Source organism: Candidatus Planktophila sp. (genome assembly GCA_030681675.1).
Taxonomy (GTDB): domain Bacteria; phylum Actinomycetota; class Actinomycetes; order Nanopelagicales; family Nanopelagicaceae; genus Planktophila.
Window position 1 is genome coordinate 328,704 of the sequence record JAUXRP010000040.1, and the last position, 25,211, is coordinate 353,914.

The 25,211-nt window shown below is 44.2% G+C and carries 23 protein-coding genes and 1 tRNA gene; 20 read left to right on the forward strand and 4 right to left on the reverse strand.

Annotated elements, in window-relative coordinates:
* Nucleotides 1-3: 3 nt before the first annotated feature.
* From Q8K48_08730 to Q8K48_08795, 14 genes are read left to right on the forward strand one after another with little or no spacing between them, the layout of a single operon-like run.
* Nucleotides 4-561, forward strand: coding sequence for an NADH-quinone oxidoreductase subunit B family protein (locus Q8K48_08730; protein MDP1852480.1), 558 nt, complete (start codon nt 4-6; stop codon nt 559-561).
* Nucleotides 562-1,191, forward strand: a complete 630-nt coding sequence (locus Q8K48_08735) for an NADH-quinone oxidoreductase subunit C (protein MDP1852481.1) — start codon at nt 562-564, stop codon at nt 1,189-1,191. It begins immediately after the preceding gene.
* A complete protein-coding gene (locus Q8K48_08740) occupies nt 1,188-2,525 on the forward strand; it encodes an NADH-quinone oxidoreductase subunit D (protein ID MDP1852482.1) in 1,338 nt (445 codons plus the stop codon). Before Q8K48_08735 ends, Q8K48_08740 begins: the two co-directional genes overlap by 4 nt.
* Entirely contained in the window at nt 2,525-3,151 is a 627-nt protein-coding gene (gene nuoE / locus Q8K48_08745) for an NADH-quinone oxidoreductase subunit NuoE (protein ID MDP1852483.1), read from the forward strand. The genes Q8K48_08740 and nuoE overlap by 1 nt, the downstream gene beginning before the upstream one ends.
* Complete coding sequence (nuoF, locus tag Q8K48_08750) at nt 3,151-4,431, forward strand: NADH-quinone oxidoreductase subunit NuoF (protein MDP1852484.1); 1,281 nt, start codon at nt 3,151-3,153, stop codon at nt 4,429-4,431. Before nuoE ends, nuoF begins: the two co-directional genes overlap by 1 nt.
* Entirely contained in the window at nt 4,432-6,783 is a 2,352-nt protein-coding gene (locus tag Q8K48_08755; GenBank protein ID MDP1852485.1) for an NADH-quinone oxidoreductase subunit G, read from the forward strand. It abuts the gene before it with no gap.
* On the forward strand, nt 6,780-8,027 hold the full coding sequence (gene nuoH / locus Q8K48_08760) for an NADH-quinone oxidoreductase subunit NuoH (GenBank protein ID MDP1852486.1): 1,248 nt from the start codon (nt 6,780-6,782) through the stop codon (nt 8,025-8,027). The genes Q8K48_08755 and nuoH overlap by 4 nt, the downstream gene beginning before the upstream one ends.
* Nucleotides 8,020-8,631, forward strand: coding sequence for an NADH-quinone oxidoreductase subunit NuoI (gene nuoI, locus Q8K48_08765; GenBank protein ID MDP1852487.1), 612 nt, complete (start codon nt 8,020-8,022; stop codon nt 8,629-8,631). Before nuoH ends, nuoI begins: the two co-directional genes overlap by 8 nt.
* Nucleotides 8,628-9,419, forward strand: a complete 792-nt coding sequence (locus Q8K48_08770) for an NADH-quinone oxidoreductase subunit J (protein ID MDP1852488.1) — start codon at nt 8,628-8,630, stop codon at nt 9,417-9,419. Before nuoI ends, Q8K48_08770 begins: the two co-directional genes overlap by 4 nt.
* Entirely contained in the window at nt 9,420-9,719 is a 300-nt protein-coding gene (gene nuoK / locus Q8K48_08775; protein MDP1852489.1) for an NADH-quinone oxidoreductase subunit NuoK, read from the forward strand.
* A gap of 2 nt (nt 9,720-9,721) precedes the next feature.
* Nucleotides 9,722-11,611, forward strand: coding sequence for an NADH-quinone oxidoreductase subunit L (nuoL, locus tag Q8K48_08780; GenBank protein ID MDP1852490.1), 1,890 nt, complete (start codon nt 9,722-9,724; stop codon nt 11,609-11,611).
* Nucleotides 11,611-13,125 carry an NADH-quinone oxidoreductase subunit M gene (locus Q8K48_08785; protein ID MDP1852491.1) on the forward strand — a complete coding sequence of 505 codons (1,515 nt, stop codon included), beginning with the start codon at nt 11,611-11,613 and terminating at the stop codon, nt 13,123-13,125. The genes nuoL and Q8K48_08785 overlap by 1 nt, the downstream gene beginning before the upstream one ends.
* A complete protein-coding gene (nuoN, locus tag Q8K48_08790; GenBank protein ID MDP1852492.1) occupies nt 13,125-14,642 on the forward strand; it encodes an NADH-quinone oxidoreductase subunit NuoN in 1,518 nt (505 codons plus the stop codon). The genes Q8K48_08785 and nuoN overlap by 1 nt, the downstream gene beginning before the upstream one ends.
* Nucleotides 14,642-15,631 carry a polyprenyl synthetase family protein gene (locus Q8K48_08795; GenBank protein MDP1852493.1) on the forward strand — a complete coding sequence of 330 codons (990 nt, stop codon included), beginning with the start codon at nt 14,642-14,644 and terminating at the stop codon, nt 15,629-15,631. The genes nuoN and Q8K48_08795 overlap by 1 nt, the downstream gene beginning before the upstream one ends.
* Here the strand turns inward: Q8K48_08795 and rarD are convergent.
* On the reverse strand, nt 15,599-16,489 hold the full coding sequence (rarD, locus tag Q8K48_08800; protein MDP1852494.1) for an EamA family transporter RarD: 891 nt from the start codon (nt 16,487-16,489) through the stop codon (nt 15,599-15,601). The genes Q8K48_08795 and rarD overlap by 33 nt on opposite strands.
* Complete coding sequence (locus Q8K48_08805; protein ID MDP1852495.1) at nt 16,490-16,981, reverse strand: YajQ family cyclic di-GMP-binding protein; 492 nt, start codon at nt 16,979-16,981, stop codon at nt 16,490-16,492.
* A 105-nt stretch (nt 16,982-17,086) separates the two neighbouring features.
* Between Q8K48_08805 and Q8K48_08810 the strand changes: the two genes are divergently transcribed.
* Together Q8K48_08810 and Q8K48_08815 are read left to right on the forward strand one after the other, a co-directional pair.
* Nucleotides 17,087-17,171, forward strand: a tRNA-Tyr gene (locus Q8K48_08810).
* 264 nt (nt 17,172-17,435) lie between these two features.
* Entirely contained in the window at nt 17,436-18,491 is a 1,056-nt protein-coding gene (locus Q8K48_08815; GenBank protein ID MDP1852496.1) for a hypothetical protein, read from the forward strand.
* Here the strand turns inward: Q8K48_08815 and Q8K48_08820 are convergent.
* Complete coding sequence (locus Q8K48_08820) at nt 18,484-19,347, reverse strand: SMP-30/gluconolactonase/LRE family protein (protein MDP1852497.1); 864 nt, start codon at nt 19,345-19,347, stop codon at nt 18,484-18,486. The genes Q8K48_08815 and Q8K48_08820 overlap by 8 nt on opposite strands.
* A 33-nt stretch (nt 19,348-19,380) precedes the next feature.
* Nucleotides 19,381-20,346 carry an ABC transporter permease gene (locus tag Q8K48_08825; GenBank protein MDP1852498.1) on the reverse strand — a complete coding sequence of 322 codons (966 nt, stop codon included), beginning with the start codon at nt 20,344-20,346 and terminating at the stop codon, nt 19,381-19,383.
* Nucleotides 20,347-20,594: 248 nt separating this feature from the next.
* Here Q8K48_08825 and Q8K48_08830 point away from each other — a divergent pair, with 248 nt between their 5' ends.
* The 4 genes from Q8K48_08830 to Q8K48_08845 all read left to right on the forward strand — a co-directional run bounded on the left by Q8K48_08830 (nt 20,595) and on the right by Q8K48_08845 (nt 25,064).
* Complete coding sequence (locus Q8K48_08830; GenBank protein MDP1852499.1) at nt 20,595-21,665, forward strand: sugar ABC transporter substrate-binding protein; 1,071 nt, start codon at nt 20,595-20,597, stop codon at nt 21,663-21,665.
* 117 nt (nt 21,666-21,782) lie between these two features.
* Nucleotides 21,783-23,327, forward strand: a complete 1,545-nt coding sequence (locus tag Q8K48_08835) for a sugar ABC transporter ATP-binding protein (GenBank protein ID MDP1852500.1) — start codon at nt 21,783-21,785, stop codon at nt 23,325-23,327.
* Nucleotides 23,324-24,283 (forward strand): ABC transporter permease, encoded by a 960-nt coding sequence (locus Q8K48_08840; protein ID MDP1852501.1) that lies wholly within the window; start codon nt 23,324-23,326, stop codon nt 24,281-24,283. Before Q8K48_08835 ends, Q8K48_08840 begins: the two co-directional genes overlap by 4 nt.
* The gene (locus Q8K48_08845) at nt 24,273-25,064 is read left to right on the forward strand and encodes an SDR family oxidoreductase (protein MDP1852502.1); all 792 of its coding nucleotides are present in this window, start codon (nt 24,273-24,275) and stop codon (nt 25,062-25,064) included. Before Q8K48_08840 ends, Q8K48_08845 begins: the two co-directional genes overlap by 11 nt.
* The last annotated feature ends 147 nt before the right edge of the window (nt 25,065-25,211 follow it).

A 25,211-nucleotide genomic window follows, 5' to 3' on the forward strand; every position in this document is an offset into this window, starting at 1 on the left:
GAAATGGGTCTTGAAGAAAAAATTCCAAGTGGATTTCTATTAACTTCCGTTGAAAAACTTGCTGGTTACATGCGCAAGAATTCATTGTGGCCAGCAACTTTTGGTCTTGCCTGTTGTGCAATTGAAATGATGGCCGTTGGATCGGCTGCAAAGTATGACATTTCGCGTTTTGGTATGGAGGTTTTTCGCGCATCTCCACGTCAGGCAGATTTAATGATTGTTGCCGGACGAGTGTCGAATAAAATGGCTCCAGTATTGCGCCAAATTTATGATCAGATGTCGGCACCCAAATGGGTTATTGCGATGGGTGCTTGCGCTTCTTCAGGTGGAATGTTTAATAACTACGCAATTGTCCAAGGTGTAGATCACGTAGTGCCTGTTGATATTTACCTTCCCGGCTGTCCACCCCGCCCAGAAATGTTAATGGATGCAATTTTAAAGCTTCATGAAAAAATCTATGATGAAAAACTCGGCGCTAATCGTGCGCAAATTATTAAGGAAGTTGAACTCGCTGCGATGAATGCGAAACCAACTCAGCAGATGAAAGGTTTGCTTGCATAAATGACTGATTCTGGAATGTTTGGGGCACGTGGTACGGGTGATACCTCCGGTTATGGTGGTCTAGTTAGAAGCGCGGCATCGACAGGCTCATCAGAACGTCCTTATGGTGGCTATTTCGATGGTTTAGTTGATGATTTAGAGCGTGCTTACCCCGAGTTTTCAGCCTCCATTGAGCGCGTAATTGTTGATCGTGGCGAACTAACACTGCATGTAAAGCGTGAAAAATTAGTTGAAATTTCCTTGGTTTTACGCGATACATTGAAGTTTGAAATGTGCATGGGAGTTTCTGGTATCCATTACCCAAACAACACTGGTCGCGAACTTGTAGCTGTGTATCCACTCCTCTCCATGACAAATAATCGTCGCGTTCGTCTCGAGGTTTCGGTTTCAGAGGCCGATGCGCACATCCCATCATTAGTTGAGGTGTGGGCGGGCAATAACTGGCATGAGCGCGAAACCTTTGACATGTTTGGAATAATCTTTGATTCTCACCCAGGTTTAACTCGGATTTTGATGCCAGATGATTGGCAGGGCCATCCTCAACGCAAAGATTACGCATTAGGTGGAATTGCAGTTGAATATAAAGGCGCAACAATTCCTCCGCCTAGTGAACGTAGGAGCTATTCATGACAACATTTGACCCATACGCACCTTCTCGCGAAACCACCGAAGGAACGGTTTTTTCAGTAACTGGTGGGGATTGGGATTCACTCGTTCAAGAAATTGGTTCGACTAAAGAAGAGCGCGTAGTCGTAAATATGGGGCCGCAGCACCCATCTACTCACGGAGTTCTTCGTTTAATTCTTGAACTAGAAGGAGAGACTGTCACGGAAGTCCGTTGCGGTATTGGATATTTGCACACAGGAATTGAAAAGAACATGGAGTACCGTAGTTGGACGCAAGGAACAACTTTCGTAACGCGTATGGATTACTTAGGGCCAATCTTTAATGAGACTGCTTACTGCTTAGCGATAGAAAAACTTCTTGGCATTACTAATGACGTTCCAGAGCGTGCCAGCGTTATTCGCGTGATGATGATGGAGCTCAACCGTATCTCATCCCATATGGTCGCCCTTGGTACAGGTGCTCTCGAACTCGGCGCAATTACGCCAATGTTTTTTGCTTTTCGCGAACGTGAAATTGTTCTAGATATCTTTGAAATGATCTCGGGTTTACGCATGAATATGGCTTATATCCGCCCAGGCGGAGTTCAACAAGATCTTCCGGAAGGTGCAATTTCAAAGATTCGTGATGCAGTAAAACTGATGCGCAAAAACTTTAAGGACAACACAAACCTTCTTGTCGGAAACTCAATCTGGTTAAAACGAACACAGGGGATCGGCTATCTTGATTTAGCTGGAGCTACAACGCTTGGTATCACTGGTCCAGTACTTCGCTCGACCGGTCTTCCGTGGGACTTACGTAAAATGCAGCCATATTGTGGATATGAAAACTATGACTTTGATGTAGTCACTGCCGATACGTGTGATGTTTATGGTCGTTTCTTGATTCGCATGAACGAGCTAGAACAATCACTGCGCATTATCGAACAGGCACTTGATAAATTAGAAAATCTAGATGGCGCACCTGTCATGGTTGCCGATAAGAAAATTGCTTGGCCCGCACAGTTAGCCCTTGGCAGCGATGGACTTGGAAATTCACTTAACCATATCCGCGAAATTATGGGAACTTCAATGGAATCACTCATTCACCATTTCAAATTAGTTACCGAAGGCTTTCATGTTCCAGCCGGTCAGGTCTATCAAGCAGTTGAATCTCCAAAGGGTGAACTCGGTGCTCATGTTGTATCCGATGGTGGTACACGTCCATACCGTATGCACTTCCGAGAGCCATCTTTTAACAACTTGCAAGCAACATCGGCAATGAGTGAAGGCGGAATGATCGCCGACATAATCGCCGCAGTCGCATCAATCGATCCAGTAATGGGAGGCGTTGACCGCTAATGGCTTACTCAAGCGAAGATCTCGCGATAATGGATTCAATAGTTAAGCGCTATCCACGACCACGTTCGGCAATCATGCCGCTTTTACATTTTGTTCAATCACGTGTGGGTTTCGTAAATGGCGAAGGCATTGAACTTATTGCCAAGATTTTAACTTTAGAGATGGCAGAAGTTTCAGCAGTGTCAACGTTTTATACTCAGTACAAGCGCAAGCCGGTTGGTGAGTATCACGTAGGTGTGTGCACTAATACTTTATGCGCAGTAATGGGCGGGGATGCAATTTTTGCTGGTCTTAAAGAGCATCTTGGCGTAGAGAATGATGGTGTTACTGAAGACGGGAAAGTCTCTCTTGAACACATTGAATGTAACGCGGCCTGCGACTATGCACCAGTAGTTATGGCTAATTGGGAGTTTTATGACAACCAAACTGTGCAATCCTCAAAGGATTTAGTTGATTCAATGCGCGAAGGAAATCCAATCCCACCTACACGTGGTCCAGATAAGTTAGTAACGTGGAAAGAGGCATCGGCAGTTCTGGCGGGGATCAATGATGGAAGAGCACACGAAGGTGTTCAAGCTGGCGAACCAACTCTTCTCGGTTTAAAGATTTCGAAAGAGGGCAAGTAATGACTGCGTTAACGCCTGTACTTTCAGCGCATTGGGATGAAAAGGATTCATTCACGATTGAGGCATATACACGTCACGGTGGATACACAGCTTCGAAAAAAGCATTAGCTATGGATCCCGATGAAGTTATTCAATTAGTCAAAGATTCTGGCCTCCGTGGTCGTGGCGGAGCGGGATTCCCAACTGGAATGAAGTGGGGTTTTATTCCGCAGGGCGATAATAAAGATCACTACTTAGTTGTAAATGCCGATGAGTCTGAGCCAGGTACGTGCAAAGACATGCCATTACTCATGGCAAACCCACACGTGTTAGTAGAGGGTTGCATTATTGCTGCTCATGCAATCCGAGCGAAGCATGCCTTTATTTACATCCGTGGAGAAGTCACACATATTGTCCGCCGACTCAATCAAGCAATTGAAGATGCCTACAAAGCCGGTCATCTTGGTAATGGAGTAGATTTAGTTCTACACGTCGGAGCGGGTGCATATATTTGCGGTGAGGAGACTGCACTATTAGATTCACTTGAAGGTTTTCGGGGTCAACCACGTCTGCGTCCACCATTCCCAGCTATCGCAGGTCTATATGCTCGTCCAACCGTTGTTAATAACGTCGAGTCCATCTCAGCAGTTCCAGCGATTGTTAATAATGGTGCTGAGTGGTACCAATCGATGGGAACTGAAAAGAGCAAGGGTGCAACGCTGTATTCATTGTCGGGCCATGTTAATAATCCAGGTCAATTCGAAGCACCTCTTGGAATAACTTTGCGGCAAATTCTTGAAATCTCTGGCGGAATTCGTACTGGGCATTCCTTAAAATTCTGGACACCTGGTGGATCCTCGACTCCTATTTTTACGTCCGATCATTTAGATACTCCGCTTGATTACGAAGGCGTAGCCGCTGCTGGGTCGATGTTAGGTACGAAAGCGTTACAGATATTTGATGAGACAACGTGCGTTGTCCGTGCGGTACTTCGTTGGACCGAGTTTTATAAACATGAGTCATGTGGAAAGTGCACACCATGTCGTGAAGGCACATGGTGGTTAGTCCAGATTCTTCGCGATTTGGAGGCTGGTAAAGGTACAGAAGAGGATCTTGCAAAACTCCTAGATCTTTGCGACAACATTTTAGGTCGCTCATTTTGTGCTCTAGGCGACGGCGCAACGAGTCCAATTACTTCTTCAATTAAGTATTTCCGTGATGAATACATTGCACATATCACGAACAAAGGGTGCCCCTTTGATCCAGTTGCTTCAACACTCTTTGTTGGGGCAGGTGCGTAAATGGATACTACTGAAATCGTGGACTTGATTACTGTTGTTATAGATGGTTTTGAAGTTACTGTTCCGAAGGGGACTTTAGTAATCCGCGCAGCTGAGCAACTTGGAATTCAGATTCCTCGATTCTGTGATCACCCACTGTTAGATCCAGTCGGCGCATGTCGGCAGTGTTTAGTTGATATTGAAATTAACGGTCGAGCATTTCCTAAACCACAGGCATCATGCACAATTCCGGTTGAGCCAGGAATGATTGTAAAAACACAGCTCACATCAACTGTTGCCGATAAAGCACAGAAAGGTGTTATGGAGCTTCTGCTTATTAATCACCCTCTGGACTGCCCAGTCTGCGATAAGGGCGGAGAGTGCCCACTTCAAAACCAAGCGATGAGCACTGGTCGCTCGGAAACGCGCTTTGAAGGCGTAAAGCGAACATTTGAAAAGCCAATTAATATTTCATCCCAAGTCTTACTCGATCGTGAACGTTGCGTATTATGCGCGCGTTGTACTCGTTTTTCAGATCAAATTGCTGGCGATCCATTTATTACTCTTAATGAACGTGGCGCACTACAGCAAGTTGGTATTTACGAGAAGCAACCTTTCAAGTCATATTTTTCTGGAAATGCAGTTCAAATTTGTCCAGTTGGAGCCCTAACTGGTGCGTCTTATAGATTCCGCGCTCGACCATTTGATTTAGTTTCAACTCCTTCGGCATGCGAGCACTGTGCATCGGGCTGCGATATGCGCACCGATGTTCGTCGTGGCAAGACACTTCGTCGGCTAGCTGGTGATGATGCCTCAGTTAACGAAGAGTGGAATTGCGATAAAGGACGTTGGGCATTTAAATACGTAACTGCGGTTGATCGCTTAACTCATCCACTTGTACGCAATGAAGCAGGAGTGCTAGTTCAAGCATCTTGGCCAGAAGCAATTGCCGCCGCAGCTAATGGTTTAAAATCAAATACTTCGGCAGTCCTTGTTGGCGGACGTGCAACACATGAGGATGCATATGGATATAGCAAGTTTGCACGTATTGCACTAGGTACAAATGATGTTGATTTCCGTTCCAGGATTTCCTCAGATGAGGAGCGAGACTTCTTAGCGGCCCACGTAGTTAGTTCAACCACAACGTATCGCGATATCGATCGCGCCGATCACGTTGTATTAGTTGGCTTTGAACCCGAAGAAGAGTCGCCAATTGTTTTCTTGCGCTTAAATAAGCAGGTACGCAAACGCGCGTTGAAAGTTACGGCGATTGCTAGCAAACTTTCAATTGGAGTTGAAAAACTCAAAGCTGAGTTTGTAAAGGTTGCACCAAGTCAAGAGGCAGCCGCACTTTCTTCATTGGCATTGACTGCTCAATCAATTTTTCTCGTCGGAGAACGCGCATGCGAGAGCGCCGGGGTTTTAACGGAAGTTGCCGCCTTGGCAGTTTCAACCGGTGCGAAGATCGCCTGGATTCCACGGCGTGCAGGCGAGCGTGGAGCGTTAGAAGCCGGAGCAATTGGAAACTTATTACCAGGTGGACGTCCCGTGATAGATGCGCTAGCCCGTGTAGATATTGCCGCATTATGGGGCGTGCCATCACTTCCAGCAACTGTTGGTCGAAGTAGCGATGAAATCTACGCCGCGGTTAAATCAGGTTCGATTGGAGCACTCATTATTGGTGGAGTCGACCCACTAGATTCTAAAAACAGTGCCGTAGCCCTTGAAGCCCTTGATAAAGCATTTGTTGTCAGTCTTGAAATCGCTCCAAGTGAAGTGAGCGCGCGCGCAAATGTAGTTCTGCCAGTTGCCGCAATCACAGAAAAGAGTGGATCATTTTTAAATTGGGAAGGACGGGCACGTTCATTTGATGCGGCCGTTCATGATTCACTCAATCGCAGCGATCTTCGAATTCTCTCAATGATTGCCGAAGAAATGGGTGCTGAATTAAACCTCGGAACCGTCACTGCTGCAGCTAAAGAGATTGCATCTCTCGGTGCGTGGGATGGTGCACGAGCATTAATGAAGCCAGTGAACTCAACAGATGCCCCAATGCTAAGTGACAAGCAATTCATTCTTAATTCGTGGCGCCGTTTATTAGATCTTGGCACACTTCAGAAAGGTGAAGAAAATTTAGCTGGTACAGCGCGCCAAACCGTTGCAGTTATTTCGCCAAATCGCGCACAAGCAATGGGCGTTGTCGATGGAGATCTCTTAAAGATTTCAACATCTCACGGTTCAATTACCTTAGCTGCGTTAGTTGAAGATATTCATGACGATGCAATTTGGGCGCCACGTAATTCACAAGGCTCTCAATTACTTGTAAACCTAGGCGCTGGACATGGCGCAGTAGTTACGGTGGTGAAGCTATGACAACAGCGCAGTTAATCGGAGCAGATCCAGGTTGGTTAATCACTGTAAAAGCCTTACTCGTCTTTATCTTTTGTGTTGTGCTCACACTGCTTTCTGTGTGGGGAGAGCGTCGCTTAGTCGGTCGCATGCAACAACGCCCCGGACCTAACCGCGTTGGTCCATTTGGTTTAATCCAAGCTCTGGCTGACGGTGTAAAACTTGCACTCAAAGAGGACATCATTCCTGCTGCTGCAGACAAGATTGTCTTTATAGTAGCCCCCATTATCAGTGCTACCACATGCTTTATGTCTTTTGCCGTGATTCCAATTACCGGCCCGGTAAATCTCTTTGGGCAGAAAACTGCCATGCAGCTGACCGATCTTCCCGTCGGGGTTCTCTACGTCTTAGCTATCGCCTCGGTAGGTGTTTATGGAATTATTTTGGCAGGTTGGTCATCGGGCTCTACATATCCACTTCTCGGAGGGCTCCGTTCAAGTGCACAGGTAATTTCTTATGAAATAGCGATGGGTCTTTCACTTGTAGCTGTCTTTATTTATGCAGGTTCGATGTCAACATCAGACATCGTGGCCGCTCAATCCACGACCTGGTATGCAGTCGTCCTGTTCCCATCCTTTGTTATCTATGCAATATCAATGGTCGGTGAAACTAATCGTGCACCATTTGATTTAGCAGAAGCAGAAGGCGAACTTGTCGGCGGTTTTCACACTGAGTATTCATCACTCAAATTTGCACTCTTTTTCTTAGCTGAATATGTCAACATCATAGCTGTCTCAGCCCTTGCGACAACTCTCTTTCTCGGTGGATATCACGCACCACCGTTCCTTGGCTTTACCGAAAATTGGTTAGGTGGTTGGTTTACCGCAATTTGGTTCTTCTCAAAAGTTTTGGTTTTCTTCTTTGTATTCGTTTGGCTGCGAGGAACACTTCCTCGACTTCGCTACGACCAGTTCATGCAGTTTGGTTGGAAAGTCTTAATTCCAGTGTCAATCGTTTGGATCTTAGTAGTTGCAACACTTCGAGTAATGTCCTTACAAGGCGCACCTCGATTGACCGTTGTGGCCTTCGCTAGCTTTGTAGTGCTTCTCGTCATGGTGGTCAACATTGCCTTCGATAATGCAAAGAAGAAGAAGGAATCCATAGTGTTCAAAGATGCAACAGCGCCTAGCTTTGCAATTCCAGAGCTGCCAATGAATATTTCTGCAGTCAATATTTCTGAACACAGTAATGGAGGCGACCGTGGCTGAAATTGAACCTTTAAAAAGCAACGATATGGATTTAAAGAAAGTAGAATTCACACAGGTAGATCAACCTGGCTCAGTTGGGTTGACCGGTCATATGAAGGGATTCTGGACCACTTTTTCTACTATCTTTAAAAAGCCTGAAACCGTTGAATACCCTGAAGTCAAAGCACCAACACAAGAACGATTCCATGGACGTCACCAACTCAATCGCCACCCAGATGGTCTTGAAAAATGTATCGGCTGCGAACTATGCGCTTGGGCTTGTCCGGCCGATGCAATCTATGTCGAAGGTGCTGATAACACCGAAGAACATCGGATGTCACCTGGTGAGCGCTATGGCAAGGTTTATCAAATTAACTATCTTCGCTGCGTTTTTTGTGGGTTATGTATTGAAGCTTGTCCAACTCGCGCATTAACAATGACTAATGAGTACGAACTTGCCGATGATTCGCGAGAAAAACTCATCTTTGAAAAAGATGACTTACTCGGACCATTGCGTGCAGGAATGTTGATGCCACCACATCCAATGTACCCAGATATGAATGATTCAAACTATTACAAAGGTGACGTGCTTGGTGCTCATCCATCGCAGGAAGTAAACAAATGAGCGATCTAGCATTACAAGTTGGTCAGACTGCATCGCCAGAAGCGACGCTCTTTTGGATTCTCGCCCCGCTAACTTTTTTGGCAGCCCTTGGTATGTTGCTCGTAAAAAAAGCGGTTCACTCAGCGATTTTAATGGCATTTGTAATGGTCGCCCTGGCTATTTTTTATATCGCACAAGGTGCACCATTTCTCGGAATTGTGCAGATAGTTGTTTACACCGGCGCAGTAATGATGCTCTTTCTATTTATTCTTATGTTGGTTGGCGTTGATTCATCGGATTCGTTAACTGAAACAATCCGCGGTTTGCGACCTATCGCAATTATGGCCGCCCTTGGTTTTGGCGGATTAATGGTTTCTTTACTCGCACGTGCATCTCTCGGCCGCACAGCGGTCGGAGTCGAGGCGGCAAATGCCGACGGAAACGTTCAAGGAATTGCACAACTTTTATTCTCTACTTTTGTTTGGCCATTTGAAGTTGTTTCTGCGCTTTTAATTACCGCCGCCCTTGGCGCTATGGTTTTAGCTCACCATCATCGAATCCAAGAACGTCCAACACAGCGTCAACTCTCAATAGAGAGATTTCGTGGGGAGTCACTGGCAAATGCCGCTGGTCTTCCAGCACCAGGTGTTTTTGCCCGTCACAACGCAGTTGATGTTCCTGCGCTATTGCCAGATGGCACGGCTTCGGTGGCATCGGTTAATGCCAGCTTAAAAGCTCGCGGAGATGTTTTGGATCCATCGCAATTTGAACTTAGCTCTATCGATACAAGTGTTGAGGAGGAGAAGTAAATGAATGCCGCTAACTACCTCTACCTTTCCGCACTCCTTTTCACAATTGGCGCAGTTGGCGTTGTAGTTCGCCGGAACGCAATTGTGGTTTTTATGTGCGTTGAACTAATGCTCAATGCTGCAAATCTCTCTTTCGTAACATTTTCTCGTATCAATGGTGATCTCAATGGTCAAGTAATTGCCTTCTTTACAATGGTGGTAGCAGCTTGCGAAGTTGTGGTTGGTTTGGCAATTATCGTGACGATTTATCGTTCACGTCGATCAGCATCCGTTGATGATGCTAGTTTGTTGAAGCGATAAATATGATGACTTCAAATAGCCTCGTCTATCTAATTGCACTTCCACTTGCTGGCGCTGTAATACTTTTACTTTCTGGCCGTCGAAGCGATAAGTGGGGACATTTGCTTGCAACAGCGCTTTCTGCCTCGTCGTTCTTCGTAGGACTTTATCAACTCTCATTGATGCTGGACCGTACAAATGAAGAACGCCCAATAACTCAAAAACTCTTTGAGTGGATTTCAGTTGGAACTTTTAAAATTGACGCTGGCTTACTTCTTGATCAACTATCCATCTGTTTCGTACTTTTAATTACAGGTGTGGGTACCCTGATTCATATTTACTCTATTTCTTACATGTCTCATGACCCAGATCGTCGACGTTTTTTTGCATTCCTTAATCTCTTTATCGCTTCGATGTTGTTACTGGTTTTGGGTGATAGTTACCTCAATCTCTATGTCGGTTGGGAAGGCGTAGGTCTTGCTTCTTACCTCTTAATTGGATTCTGGAATCAGAAGCCGGCCTATGCAACTGCATCTAAAAAAGCCTTTGTCATGAATCGAATCGGCGACATGGGACTCTCCTTTGCCATCATGATTGCCTTTGCCACGATGGGCACCGTTTCCTTTACTGGAGTAAAAGCTGCGGCCGAGCACACATCAACGGCTGCACTAACTGGGATTGGAATTATGTTGCTTGTTGCAGCTACAGGAAAATCAGCTCAATTCCCACTCCAGGCATGGCTTGGCGATGCGATGGCTGGTCCAACTCCTGTTTCAGCCCTTATTCACGCTGCGACCATGGTGACTGCGGGTGTGTATCTCATTACTCGATCAAACTTCATATTTGATGCAGCCCCTACCGCACAGCTATTAGTTGTGATTGTTGGTGCAATTACATTGATGTTTGGCGCCTTGATCGGTACAGCAAAAGATGATATTAAAAAAGCGCTTGCCGCTTCGACTATGTCGCAAATTGGTTACATGATTTTGGGTGCCGGTCTTGGCCCAGTCGGATATGCATTTGCCATCATGCACCTGCTCACTCATGGCTTCTTTAAAGCTGGAATGTTCCTTGGAGCAGGATCCGTTATGCATGGAATGAACGATGAAGTAAATATGCGCAAATACGGTGCGCTTCGAAAGTTTATGCCAATTACATTTATCACTTTTGGTTTAGGGTACTTAGCAATTTTGGGAGTTCCTCCATTTGCTGGCTTCTATTCAAAAGATATGATCATTGAGACGGCATTTAACGCTGGCGGCATAAAGGGAATCATTCTTGGTACTGTCACATTGCTAGGCGCAGGGATCACCGCTTTTTATATGACTCGGGTAATGGTCCTGACTTTTACAGGCCCATCACGGTGGGATGAAGAGGCACATCCTCATGAATCCCCATGGCTGATGTGGCTGCCAATGGCGATTCTTGCAGTAGGTTCGGTTACATCAGGATATTTATTGAGCAATGGCGACGCCTTAGTTAACTGGCTATCACCGCTGTTTGAAGATCATGGAGAGCATGAAGAGCTCTTGTCACCGATCTTAGTTTCGGCAATGGCTTTAACAATGGTGGCTATCGGTGTTGCATTCGCTTTCATTAAGTATTCACTCAACGAAGTTGATGAAGTTGCTCCTTCTGACGTTTCAATCTTTACCAAAATTGCGCGCCAAGATCTTATGCAGGATCGCTTCAATGAAGCTGCCTTTATGCGCCCAGGTCAAGCACTTACCGAGGTTTTACTTAAGACCGATGAAGTTGTAATCGATGGGGCGGTTCGTGGTATTGGGCGAGCGGCGCTAGGTTCAGGTGCATCTCTGCGTAGGATTCAGTCCGGCTTTGTCCGTAGTTATGCGATGTTAATTTTGATTGGTGCAGTCGCACTGGTCGCAGCGATTTGGGTGGTGACTCAATAATGATGTGGTTAACACTCTTAATGGTTTTGCCTCTCGCGGGTTCAGTTTTAATAGTTAGTCTTCCTAAAGCAAATGAGAAATTAACTAAGCAAGTAGCTTTAGCTACAACTTTGGTTGTCTTGGGCACGACTATCGCGATGGCAGTTGGTTTTGAACGAGATAATGTAGAACTTCAATTCGTCGAAAAGTATGCATGGATTCCCTCCTTTGGCATTAATTACGCGCTAGGGATAGATGGCTTGGCACTTGTATTGATATTAATGTCTACAATTCTGGCACCTGTTGTTGTTCTGGCTGGTTGGAATGAAGCACATGGCGGACGTTGGAGTGTTAAAACTTTCTATATCTTGATTCTCGTTCTTGAAACAATGATGATTGGCGTCTTTGCTGCAACCGATGTCTTCCTTTTTTACGTAATTTTTGAAGCGATGTTGATTCCGGTTTATTTCCTTATTGGGGGATACGGCACAGGGGAGCGATCGGCCGCAGCAGTTAAGTTTCTAATTTATAGCCTCTTTGGAGGCTTGTTGATGTTAGCCTCCATCATTGCACTGTATGTGATGTCAGGTGCCCAAGGCGGTCACACATTTGATCTGGCTGCACTTTCAGATCTTGAAATGAGTTCAACTACTCAGAACTTTCTATTCTTGGGATTCTTTTTAGCTTTTGCAATTAAAGCGCCGCTCTGGCCTCTCCATACATGGCTTCCCGATGCTGCAGAATCAGCAACACCAGGAACTTCCGTGCTGCTGTTGGGCGTACTCGATAAAGTTGGAACTTTTGGAATGATTCGTTACTGCCTCTCGCTATTTCCTGAAGCGAGCAAAACATTCACTCCGATGATTCTTGTCTTGGCGGTAATCTCAATTATCTACGGTGCGATCCTGGCTATAGGACAACGTGATTTAAAACGCCTCATTGCCTTCACATCGATCTCCCACTTCGGTTTCATCACTATGGGAATCTTCGCAATGACCTCCCAAAGTCAAAGCGGAGCCACGTTATATATGTTTAATCATGGGTTTTCAACGGCAGCGCTCTTCCTTGTCGGCGGCTGGATGATTTCGCGTCGTGGCTCTTCAACGATCACAGACTTTGGCGGATTGCAACGGGTGACACCTGTAATGGCTTGGATGTTCTTCCTAGCCGGAATGTCTTCTCTTGCCCTTCCAGGACTCTCAAGTTTCGTGAGTGAGTTTCTAGTTTTAGTTGGAACATTCACTCGCTATCCAGTTCATGCAATTATTGCAACATTTGGAATTGTGTTAGCTGCACTTTACATACTGATTCCAGTACAGAAAGCTTTACATGGTCCAACTACATCTGGCAATGAGAATCTTAGTGATTTAAATCTTCGAGAGAAGGTCGCCATCGCTCCGGTTATTGCAATTATTGTTGTACTTGGCTTCTATCCATCGCCACTGCTTAAAGTTATCAATCCAGCGGCCACACATGTCATCGCTCAATTTGGTTTCAGCGATCCTGTACCGAATTTGAATAGTGGGGGTAAGTAATGACATTCACAGCACCAGTTCTTAACTACACACTTCTCTCACCAATGTTAATTCTCCTTGCCGGCGCATTAATCGGCGTGCTTGTCGAAGCTTTCGTATCAAAAGCGCTTCGCCCAATAGTTCAGCTGAGTATCACCATCGGCACTCTAGTTTTATCTCTCGCGCAATTGTGGCGAATTCGACATGAAGAATCTACGTCAGCTGCAATGGGATCGGTGGTAATAGATGGACCAGCAATTTTGTTGCAGGCCTCAATACTTATCATTTCAATTATTTCGGTTTTTCTTATTGCAGACACTGATCATTTTACTGCTCTCGCCGCTGCCCTACCGGGCTCTGATGAAGAGCGTCACGCAGTGCAGAAAGGAAATCAAGTAACCGAAGTTTATCCACTAACTCTTTTTGCAATCTCTGGAATGATGTTGTTTCCAGTTTCAAGTGATTTGATCACCCTTTTTGTCGCCCTTGAAATGCTCTCTTTACCGCTCTATTTAATGGCCGGGCTCTCACGTCGCCGCCGTTTAGCATCACAGGAAGCAGCGTTGAAATACTTCTTACTTGGCGCGTTTTCTTCGGCATTTTTCCTCTTCGGAATGGCTTATTTATACGGCTATTCAGGCTCAGTAACTTTTGCTGGAATTCGTGAATCTGTAGTCGGCGGAAGTGGTAACGATGTATTACTTCTAATCGGTATCGCCTTTGTTTCAATTGGACTTCTCTTTAAAGTTGGAGCAGTACCGTTTCATGCCTGGTCACCCGATGTCTATCAAGGTGCACCAACTCCAGTAACTGGTTTCATGGCCGCAGCGACGAAGGTAGCAGCCTTTGGCGCAATGCTGCGTATTTACTACACGGTTTTCGCCAATGCGGAATGGTCATGGTCGCCTCTGCTCTCCGCAATTGCAATCATTACAATGTTATTTGGTTCATTGGTAGCGATAGCCCAACGCGATGTTAAACGTATGTTGGCTTACTCTTCAATAGCACATGCCGGTTTTCTTCTTGCAGGTGTAATTGCTTTGAACAAAGCTGGACTTGAAGCTTCAATCTTCTACCTATTTACATACGGAGTTGCAACCGTTGGCGCATTTGCAGTTGTAACTTTGGTGCGAGATTCAGGTGGAGAAGTAACTGATTTGAATCGTTGGAAGGGTTTAGGCAAACGTTCACCTTGGGTAGCTGCAACCTTTGCTGGGTTCCTATTGGCATTTGCCGGAATTCCTTTGACAAGCGGCTTCATAGGAAAGTTTTCTATCTTTTCTGCGGCCTATGAAAATGGTGCTAAAGGCGTTGTAATCGCTGGCGTTCTTTCAAGTGCAATTGCCGCCTTCTTCTACATTCGCGTAATTGTCTTGATGTTTTTTACCGATCCAATTCAAGATGGTACAAGTGTAGAAATTCCATCCGTACTTACGCGTGCTGCAGTCATCTCTTCAATAGTTCTTACTATTCTGCTCGGTATTTACCCAGCACCACTTCTGACAATGATTACAAACTTCTCAACCTTTATTCGCTGATGTCCTCATTTGGTATTCCAAACATTGCTCCAGAACTTGAAGCGACACTGCTTGCGCAAATGGCACAAGTTGAGAGCTTACTTTTTAACCACACACAGAGCCAGTACCCATTTGTTAATGAGACTGCCCACCACTTATTGGCCGCCGGAGGTAAACGCCTTCGCCCTTTATTAACCCTATTAACAGCTCAATTTGGGGATCCAACGAAACAGGAGGTCATTGCTGCCGCGGTTGCCTGCGAAATAACCCATTTGGCAACGCTTTATCACGATGATGTTATGGATGAAGCGCCCCTGCGTCGAGGTGTAGAGAGTGCAAATATGCGTTGGGGAAACACCATAGCAATCTTGACGGGTGACTTTCTATTTGCAAAATCATCTGACTTACTTGCCGATCTTGGCCCCGAGGCGGTTCGTCTACAGGCCCGAACTTTCGAACGACTTGTGGTTGGCCAGATTATGGAGGCTCAAGGACCTGCATCAGGCCAAGACCCATTAGAACATTATTTAAAGGTCGTCGCCGATAAAACCGGATCATTAATTGCAGCAAGTGCGCGCTATGGCGGAATTGTCTCTGGTGCCCCTGCAGAAATTACTGAAACCGTCACTTTATTTGGCGAAAAAATCGGAGTTGCTTTTCAGTTAGCGGATGATGTAATCGATATCGCAAGTGAGTCAAATCAATCGGGTAAAACACCGGGTACAGATTTACGTGAAGGTGTTCCAACCCTTGTGACTTTAAATGTCATGAAGTCAACCGATCCTGCTGACCGAGAACTACAACGATTACTCGCAACGCCAATAGAAGATGAAACGACAGTTGCGCACGTATTAGTGGCACTGCGCAATCACAAAGCTTTGGATGATTCACGTAACCAGTTACATCAAGTTGCACGCGAAGCCAAGCTTGCACTTGGCCCACTTCCTGTCAGTGATGCAACTGGTGCATTGGTGTCGTTATGCGAAGCCGTTATCGATCGCTCGGCTTGATTTAACTAAATCAATAGCCAGTGTTATAAGCGCAATCCAGATAATAAGAAATCCAATCCAGCGCGCAGTTGGCATCGCTTCATGCCGGACCCACACTCCGATTGAAAATTGAATCGTTGGAGTTATGTACTGCAGCAGGCCAATAACCGTAAGTGGCAAACGAGTGGTCGAACCATTAAAGAGGAGAAGAGGAATTGCAGTTATTGCTCCAGCACTAATGAGAAGAATGGTTATACCCAGACCATTACCGAACTGTCCGGTGCCCTTCTCGCCAAGGTAGATCAAGAAAAACAAGTATGGCAGGCTCGCTACTAGCGTTTCTATCGCTAATCCCTCGAGGGCTCCAAGGCCAAGTTGTTTCTTTACAAAACCGTAACTGCCCCATGAAAAGGCAAGCGTGAGTGCAATCCACGGTAAGCGTCCATAATCAATTGTGAGCACTAAAACACCCACTGCAGCAATACCAACTGCACACCATTGAAGCGCGCGCAATTTTTCCTTCAAAATTATGGTTCCAAAACCAATCATGACTAATGGATTTATGTAGTAACCCAATGAGGCCTCTACAACGTGTCCATTATTTGTTGCCCAAATATAAACCAACCAGTTAATTGAGATAAGAATAGAAGTTAGGAATAACTTTGCTGCCACTTTCGGGCGGCGCATAGTTTCACGAGTAGCGCGTAAAGATTTTGTGATTGCTAAGATAATGATACAAAAGACCAGCGTCCAAACTGCACGATGTGAAACTATTTCAAGTGCTGAAGCAGGTTCCAGGAGCGGCCAATACAGCGGAAAAGCACCCCAAAGAACATAGGCGCTCACTCCAAAGAGTAGGCCCGTTTTGTGGTGGCTCAATTATCTAAAGTTCGTAAATTGAACTGCAAAATCCCAGCCACCATCTTTAATCATCGCCATAGTTTCTTGCAAGTCATCGCGGCTCTTTGACGTTACCCGTAGTTCATCACCCTGAATTTGAGTCTTTATAGATTTAGGTCCCTCGTCGCGTAAAAACTTCGCAATCTTTTTCGCGTTCTCAGTTGAAATTCCCTCTTTCAAAGGTGCGGCAATCTTGTAAATCTTGCCGGATAAGAAAGGTGCACCTGGATCTAAATGCTTTAAAGATACTCCGCGCTTGATCATCTTATCTTTGACCACATCAAGTGCTGCTTTAGCTCTCTCCTCAGTATCAGCCTCAATCAAAATCTTTTCACCCTCTAACTCGATCTTTGAGCCCGTATTTTTAAAATCAAAGCGAGTATCAATCTCGCGTATCGCCTGGTTAATGGCGTTATCGAGCTCCATACGGTCAATCTTGGAGGTTACGTCAAAACTGCTATCTGCTGCCACTTTGGGGCTCCATTCACTCGAAAAAGCGCGGTTTGTGCGCCTACTCGCCTAAGGTATCCTTTCCCTTCGCACTATCCATAATTGCCGCATAACTTGTTCGACCTTGGCGGGTTGCCCGAGCGGCCAATGGGAGGGGACTGTAAATCCCCCGGCTCTGCCTTCGAAGGTTCAAATCCTTCACCCGCCACCAGTAAGACATCATGAAAATGAGCGTGAGTTCCGTATTTAGTTGTATTCAAAACGCATTCTCTCACTAACCACTGACAATTTCTAGTGCGCTCAAATTGCAGGTGTAGGCAATCGTTTCATACCAAATCAATACTGAAAAATAAATAGAATTTCCTCCCCCCAAGGTTAAATTAGGTCTAGTTGATTAATTCACCAGGGCTTACGTATAGTTGTCACAATTCTAAATAATAACAACGTGCCCGTAAAAACAAACTACAAACCACGATTGGCTCTTAAAATTGGTGGTGAAATTACTCAAAATGTAGTTCAATTAAGACCCAGTGAACAGTTGGCTAAAACTTGGAGAAATTTTATCTTGAGTATAGACATAAAGTCGGAGCTATATTTTGGATTGAATTCGACAATTTTACAGAACGAAGTATTGAGATTGCGAATAATTCCTGATTTAGGTTGCAAAATTGTAGAGATATTCGATAAAGAAAATCAGCATGAATGGCTCTGGTCTGATAAGTCGCGTCCAATAAAGTTAGCTGAATATGGTGATGCTTACGACAAATATGACATCAGTGGTTTCGACGAGTGTTTTCCCAATATCGGAATATCTAAATATCCTGAGAAAGATGAAATCGAATTACCAGACCATGGTGAGATTTGGTCCTTGCCGTGGAAAGTAGAAAATACCGAACTAGGTATTACCGCAACTGTAATTGGAAAAATCTTTGAGTACCGATTTTCCAGAAGAATTTCATTAATAGGTCGCAAGATATTAATTAATTATTCTGCTTCGAATATTGGGAAAATTGACATTACCTATTTGTGGTCGGCTCATCCGCTCTTCAAAATCGATGACGATATGAAAATTGAGATTTCTGGAAACCCAAAGATGTTGAAGGAGTTTGGCTTTGGCGGACGAATTGGTGATGATGGCGAGGCTTGGCACGGCGGTCACTTATCAGAACATACCTGGCCAATAGTCTTAAGTAGAAACGGAAATCTAAGCGATATTAGTGAGGTTTCGCTTTCGAAAATTTTGACGGATAAAGTTGTTTTAGATGCGCCAACTGACGGGATAGTCAAACTTAGAAAACTCAACTCTAATCGGATTTTATCAATGAAATTTGAACCAAATAAAATTCCATATCTTGGAATTTGTTTTAACTTCGCCGCTTGGCCATTAACGGGTGAACCAGCAACTTGGGTAGCGCTGGAACCAACTACCGGAAGAACCGATCGATTAGATGAGTGTAAGAGTTTAGACAGTGCGAAAATTCTGAAAGCGAATGAAAGCAAGGACTGGCAGTTAGAACTAGAGATTAATTGAAGAGAACTGTCTTATTGCCCTTAATCCCTGGATCTATCACGAAAGTCATCCCTGACTTTGGATTTTCTGTATCGTCGGTGCTGGCTGTAGTAATTACTAACATATCTAGATTTTCGCCTGCAAATGCGCATGAAGTAATATTTTTCACGGGCATTTTTATTTCATGAGTTTTCTTGCCTCTACTGTCATATCGTCGGATGTGTGAACCTCCCCAAAAACCTACCCACATGCCGCCACCAGAATCTGAGCAACCTCCATCCGGCATGCCGTCCTTCTCCTCAAATGTCACTAATGTTCGACGATTAGTAATCCCATGATCTGAATAATCGAATCTATCTAATTGCATTGTTAACGTATCGATGTAATAGAAATATGATCCATCAGGGGACCAATCCAATCCGTTACTTATAGAAACCGAGGAGAGTAATTTAGTAATTGACTTTCCGTCCTTTGAGAATTTATAGAGAGAACCAGCGCCTTCTTTACCATCAAATGCCATTGTTCCTGCAAATAGTTCACCATTAGGTGCAACCTTCGCATCATTCCATCGAACTGGAATTTTTAGTGGCTCAGATTCAGCCTCAAGCCAACTTGGCAATGGTGACTCAGTTCCATCGATGTCTCTAAGTGTTGCACCAGATGAATGCCCGACAACAACTCCAAAATTCTTCCTTGGAAGCGCAAAACCAACTTCTGCGGGGGTTTCAAATGATCCAAACTCTCCAGAAATAATATCTCGCCATAAAACCTTAAAAGACAAGATATCAATCCACATCACATGGTTGTTTGTTTGGCCGCTAGAGGTAGGTCCTTCTCCCAGCACACAACGACGTTCATCAAATATTTCGATATTCATTTTATCTCAAGCATTTTTTGAAGGGTTTTATCGCTAATTCTTCATCTTAAGTGTAGAAATCCATACCGCAATAATCATCACCGCACCGACAACTGCCTCAAGTAAAAATGGATTCAAACCAAGCATTACCAACCCTTGAAGAATTACTTGAAGGAAAAGAATTCCAATGAATGCTCCGGTTAGCGAACCACCACCACCAGTCAATTTAATACCGCCTACAGCCGCTGCAGCGATAACACTCAATTCCCAACCAAGGCCAGTTACGGCATCAGATCTTTCAAGTTTGCTCATCAATAAAATTCCGGCAAAGGCTGACAATGCGCCACAGAGTGTAAAGAGACCAATTTTTATTTTATCAACTTTTATCCCAGATAGTTTTGCCGCCACTTGATTGCCGCCGATTAAATAGAATTGGCGACCAAGCACACTTCGTCGAACGAATTGGTCAGCAATAATGAAGAGTATTAAGAAAATCCATACTGCAGTCGGGAAACCTAAAATCATCGGTCTTGATAAATTACCAGTACCCTTTGGCAGTGGATAGACCGGGTCGCCTCCGCTTAGTACATATGAAATTCCGCGGGCTAAGAAGAGCATTGAAAGCGTTGTGATGAAAGCCGGAATTCCAACTCTTATTGTGATAAATCCATTTAAAAATCCGACGAATGCACCTATGCCAATTCCGATTATTACTGCAACTGGTAATGGCAAATTCCAATCGGCAAGCATTAGACCTGTTGTGATTGTGCCCAAAGATGCAACTGCACCAACTGAAAGATCAAGCTCCCCAACGATCATTAAGAGAGCTTGCCCAATTAAAACTATTCCAGTATAAATAACGGTCACCAATAGAATCTTTAAACTGGCAAGTGAAGCAAAATAGGGGTTGAAAGCTGAAAAGAGAATTAAAGTAGCAATAAAAACTATAAATAGTCCGAGTTCGGGAATTTTTTGAAAGATTTGAACTCGCTTCTTCGAATTTAGACTCAAAGTTGTCATGATGCTTCAAACTCCTAACTCAATAAATAACTCTAACCTGGCGATAATTGTCGACTCATGGTTCGCGTTCTTTTCAATAAATATGACGACTTGCATTCTTGAAATACCCCCCAAGAATGCTTGAAATACCCCCCAAGAATCTATTGACTTTTAACGCCGACTACTGAAGCATACTTGACAATCGTTAATTGTAAACAGTATTAGTCTGTTTCTCTTGATGCCCACTCTAGGAGGAGGATTTACGGAAAATGGTGAAAGAAAAGAAAAGTAGCAAAGCTATATTTAAAACATTGGCAATATTTTCAGTTTCAGCGCTCTTGTTATCAGCTTGCTCATCGAAAGCAGAAGAGAGTGTTGCCACTGACGATGCTGGTGGAACTGCAGCTTCAAAGGTGTACACACCCATGGCAGCAGCGCCATGCGATGTCAGCGAAAAATCAATTACATTCTTGTCAGTGCTTAAGGGACACCCAACTCTTAGACTTTGGCAACAAGGTTTCTTGGATCAAGCAAATGCACTTGGCTTCAAGAGTGCAACAATTGTTTCTCCAGATGAGCCTGATTGGACTAAGGCAGTAACACTTGGCGAAGGCGTACTTGCGACCGGAACAGATGGACTTGTACTTGGTTTCGTTGATCCGGTTGAAAAAGACTTGATCGCTAAATTTGCTGCGAAAGATATTCCGGTGGTAGTCGGACACGTTCAAGTAAAGCCAGATGAATATCCTGGCGTTATTGCATACGCAGCCTTTGATCCAAAGGCTTGGGGATCTGCCGCAGCAGATGCAATTGGCGAAAAAATTGAAGGCAAAGGAACTGTTGCAGTAACTGAAGGTGGCTTCAATCCAGTTGAAGATGCAGTTGCCGCCGCATTCACTGCTCAAATGAATGCGAAATATCCTGACGTTAAGGTTCTAAAGCCGGCTGAAGAGGGATTCGATGTACCAAAGGCGATCGCTAAGGCAGTTGCAATTGCTATTGCAAACCCAGATCTAGTTGGAGCAGTTGGAACCACTGGGGGAAGCCCTGTTACGTGGGCTGGCGCTTCAGATCAAATCGGTAAGCCAATTTGGGCTATCGGACCTGATGCAACTCGTCCAAATCTTGACGCAGTTCGCGACGGAAAGATTCTTGGAGTGGCTGCACAACCAGGATACGAAGAACATCAAATGGCTGTCGATTTAGTTGCCAACGCAATTTGCGGCAACCCACCCGCACAATTCGCTAATGATTTGCCAACACCTATCATCTTTGCTGACGGTTTAGCACCTTATTACGCAGTTGTAGACGCAATTGATGCTCGAGTGGAGAATGAATAGGAACGAATAAGGCGTAAGACATAATAAGTGAACCAGGCTAACGTCTATTAGTAGCTTGGTTCACTTATTATTCGCAATTCCCCTTGTGTGACTATAAATTTAATTCAAGGAAGGTAAATGAGGATGCCAAGTTCCGATAGCACCGATTACGCCCTAGAAATGACTAAAATCCATAAGAACTTTGGACCCGTGATTGCGTTAGATTATGTTTCCTTGCAAGTAATAAGCGGCACCATCCATGGATTGATTGGCCAGAACGGCGCTGGTAAATCCACTCTCATGAAAATATTGAGTGGTATCTATCCTTATGGAACATTCGGTGGTGAAATAAAGGTTTCAGGGGAATCAGTGAAAATGAATTCACCACTTGATGCCCAATTACGAGGAATATCAATCGTTCCGCAGGAGATCACGGTTGCAGATACGTTAACTGTGGCTGAGAATATCTTGCTCTCCGAGTTAGCAAGGCACCGATTTAGTTTCTATTTTAAAAAAAAGGGATTGCAAAAGATTGAGAAATTCTTAGAGGATAATGAAATCCCTTTAATAGCTGACCAGCTGGTATCGGAACTTAGTTTGCACAAGAAGCAAATATTGATGATAGCCAGCGCTCTTTATAAAGATCCGAAAGTGCTTGTATTAGATGAACCTACCTCAAGTTTAACTTCTGATGAAATTGAAAATCTTTTTTCTATAGTAAGAAATCTAAAGAAACGTGGATTCACAACCGTCTTTATTACACATAAACTTCCTGAAATTCTTGAATTGTGCGATGCCGTCTCAATTTTGCGTGATGGCAAGACAGTACGAACGAGTAGCAGATCAGAATTTGTCGCAAATGCACTGGTAAGTGACATGATCGGAAGAAAATTGGGCGACCTTTATCCAGAGAAGAATCCTTTACCTGTTGATGCAAAAGTTATTTTTTCAGTTCGCAATTTGATTGTAGAGAACCCCCGTAAACCAGGCGAGAAGATGGTTTCGGAGTTTTCATTTGATTTGTACGCTGGCGAAATCCTTGGTCTGGGTGGACTTGTCGGTTCTGGAAGAACCGAGATTCTTCGTGCACTGTACGGGGACAATAGAGTTTTAGCTGGGAAACTCGAGTTAGATGGCGCAGAGCTGATAGCCAAAGATATCCCCTCTGCAATTCAATCTGGGATTGGGTATGTGACTGAGGATCGAAAGATAGAGGGCTTATTCTTTAATTTGGAGATAAAATCAAACTCAACTGCAAGTATTTTAGACAGTTTTAAAAAGTTCGGAATCTTGAATAAGCAAAAAGAAAAAGATGTTGCTACAGAAATTACCGAGTCGTTGGCAGTTAAACCTCAAGATATTTACGAGATGATCGGAAATCTCAGTGGTGGAAACCAACAAAAAGTATTAATTGGAAAAGGCTTACTTGCCAAGCCAATCATTTTTATGTTGGATGAACCAACAAAGGGTGTTGACATAGCGTCAAAAGCTGAGATTTATCGAATCATAAGTGATTTAGCAAATAGGGGAGTCGGAATTATTTTGGTATCTAGCGAATTCCCAGAACTGTTAGCGCTATCTCATCGGATTTTAGTGTTTTCAGGAGGCGCAATGCGTGGGGAAATGGTTGGAGATATCACTAAAGAGAAGGAACTTATGATGATGGCGATCGGGCAATCATGAAATTGAATTTTAGTGCTTTCACTTCGTTATCGCCTTTTAATAAGCGATTGATCTTTGTTGCTGTAGTTTTCGGAATTTTCTCAATTCTTAATCCATCCTTTGCAAATTACGCAAGCATCCTTTCTATAGTTCAAGGTATAACTTTCGTGGGCATAGCCTCAATCTTTTTGGTTCTCCTCATAACTTCTGGAGAGTTCGATATCTCAATTGGTGCTACTGCTGCACTCAGTGCTTTGACTTCTGCAATTCTAGTGACGCACCAGGGTTTCAGCATGCTGAGTGCTTTTTTCATCAGTTTAGGCACAGGTATTTTAGTTGGACTAATAAATGGCCTAGTTGTGATTTATGGAAAAGTCCCTTCATTTATCGCAACAATCGCAATGCTATTCATGTGTAAGAGTCTGGCGACTTTTGTATCTGAAGGCAAAGGAATTGCAGATTTTCCAGATTTATATGAAGGATTTAAAAATTCGATTCTTGGACAGTACTTCTCAATTATAATCTTTGTAGTTTTAATTTTTGTTGGCGAGTTAATATTAAATAAGAGCAATTTTGGAAAAGTAATTGCGGCGGTAGGAAGTAACCCTGAGGCGGCTCGAACCGCTGGTATTAATACAAATAGAGTTAAATTGCTACTCTTTATGGCGACAGGTTGCGGCGCAGCTTTGGCGGGGTATTTATCACTTCTGCATTTCGGTAGCGCATGGTTCACACTTGGATCCGGGTGGGAGCTTTTGGCGATTGCAGGAATGGTAATTGGAGGTACAAGTCTATTTGGTGGAAGAGGAACGGTAACTGGGCTATTTCTTGGGATGCTACTTATGCAAGTTGTTGCGAGCGGCATGGTAGCTTCACATATCGATCCCTGGTGGCAAACCGTCATAACTGGAGTTATCGTATTGGTCTCGCTTAGCGTTGATATGAAGCGAAAGAAGGTAAAATTCGATGCCAAATGAGGCTTCGTTTATTCCCAATAGATTTGTTAACAAAGTTGTAATTGTTACAGGAGCTGAGTCAGGTATCGGCAAAGCTACCGCAACTAGATTTGCCCAAGAAGGTGCGATTGTTTATGGACTAGGTTTGCGCGCTGAAATTGGCGAAGCTTGGGTTAAAGATATGGCGAGTTCAGGATTGAACGTAAATTTTAAAGTTTGCGACTTAAGGATTTCCGCAGCTATTGCGGCAGCCGTAACTGGAATTGGTGAAGCAAATAATGGTATTGATATAGTTGTAAATAATGCAGGAACTTTTCTGTTTAGGTCTGTAGATGAAACGTCTGAGGATGAATGGGATAACGTTCTAGATACAAATTTAAAAGGAGTTTTTTTAGTTTCTAAATATGCAATTCCTTTTCTTCGTAAAAGAGGCGGTGGATCAATCATAAATATCGCTTCAGTGCACGCATATGCAACGATGGAGAAAGTGGCTGCTTATGCAGCAAGTAAAGGTGCAATTGTTTCCCTGAGTAGGCAAATGGCAATTGATTACACAAAAGAAAGAATTCGAGTTAATTCTGTAGTTGTAGGGGGAGTAGACACCGATATGTCTAAGACGCACGCGTTGGCGCTCGGGAGACCTCTTGATGACCTTGGCTTTAATTCTGATGTAACCAAACTTGGTCGAGCTGCCCAGCCTCATGAAATTGCTGCTGGAATCATCTTCCTGGCTTCTCCGGAAGCTTCATTTGTGATTGGTGCACCATTTATTATTGATGGCGGACTCTTAACCGACCTTTAGTTTAATTGTTCAGCCATCACTGAATCGAATTTAATACCTAAATTCAATTTGCTCACCGCGTTGCAGCAATGCAGCGAGCGATGCAAACCCCACTTGGAGCAAGACCATGCAGTTGGCGTTTGAGAGTTGCTCGCTCGAGTCAACGGG

Excerpts from the sequence above, each read along its gene's own strand:
- Q8K48_08730 (MDP1852480.1), top strand. The coding sequence starts at position 4 with ATGGGTCTTGAAGAAAAAATTCCAAGTGGATTTCTATTAACTTCCGTT.
- Q8K48_08735 (MDP1852481.1), top strand. The coding sequence starts at position 562 with ATGACTGATTCTGGAATGTTTGGGGCACGTGGTACGGGTGATACCTCC.
- Q8K48_08740 (MDP1852482.1), top strand. The coding sequence starts at position 1,188 with ATGACAACATTTGACCCATACGCACCTTCTCGCGAAACCACCGAAGGA.
- nuoE (MDP1852483.1), top strand. The coding sequence starts at position 2,525 with ATGGCTTACTCAAGCGAAGATCTCGCGATAATGGATTCAATAGTTAAG.
- nuoF (MDP1852484.1), top strand. The coding sequence starts at position 3,151 with ATGACTGCGTTAACGCCTGTACTTTCAGCGCATTGGGATGAAAAGGAT.
- Q8K48_08755 (MDP1852485.1), top strand. The coding sequence starts at position 4,432 with ATGGATACTACTGAAATCGTGGACTTGATTACTGTTGTTATAGATGGT.
- nuoH (MDP1852486.1), top strand. The coding sequence starts at position 6,780 with ATGACAACAGCGCAGTTAATCGGAGCAGATCCAGGTTGGTTAATCACT.
- Q8K48_08770 (MDP1852488.1), top strand. The coding sequence starts at position 8,628 with ATGAGCGATCTAGCATTACAAGTTGGTCAGACTGCATCGCCAGAAGCG.
- nuoK (MDP1852489.1), top strand. The coding sequence starts at position 9,420 with ATGAATGCCGCTAACTACCTCTACCTTTCCGCACTCCTTTTCACAATT.
- nuoL (MDP1852490.1), top strand. The coding sequence starts at position 9,722 with ATGATGACTTCAAATAGCCTCGTCTATCTAATTGCACTTCCACTTGCT.
- Q8K48_08785 (MDP1852491.1), top strand. The coding sequence starts at position 11,611 with ATGATGTGGTTAACACTCTTAATGGTTTTGCCTCTCGCGGGTTCAGTT.
- nuoN (MDP1852492.1), top strand. The coding sequence starts at position 13,125 with ATGACATTCACAGCACCAGTTCTTAACTACACACTTCTCTCACCAATG.
- Q8K48_08795 (MDP1852493.1), top strand. The coding sequence starts at position 14,642 with ATGTCCTCATTTGGTATTCCAAACATTGCTCCAGAACTTGAAGCGACA.
- Q8K48_08820 (MDP1852497.1), bottom strand. The coding sequence starts at position 19,347 with ATGAATATCGAAATATTTGATGAACGTCGTTGTGTGCTGGGAGAAGGA.
- Q8K48_08825 (MDP1852498.1), bottom strand. The coding sequence starts at position 20,346 with ATGACAACTTTGAGTCTAAATTCGAAGAAGCGAGTTCAAATCTTTCAA.
- Q8K48_08830 (MDP1852499.1), top strand. The coding sequence starts at position 20,595 with ATGGTGAAAGAAAAGAAAAGTAGCAAAGCTATATTTAAAACATTGGCA.
- Q8K48_08835 (MDP1852500.1), top strand. The coding sequence starts at position 21,783 with ATGAGGATGCCAAGTTCCGATAGCACCGATTACGCCCTAGAAATGACT.
- Q8K48_08840 (MDP1852501.1), top strand. The coding sequence starts at position 23,324 with ATGAAATTGAATTTTAGTGCTTTCACTTCGTTATCGCCTTTTAATAAG.
- Q8K48_08845 (MDP1852502.1), top strand. The coding sequence starts at position 24,273 with ATGCCAAATGAGGCTTCGTTTATTCCCAATAGATTTGTTAACAAAGTT.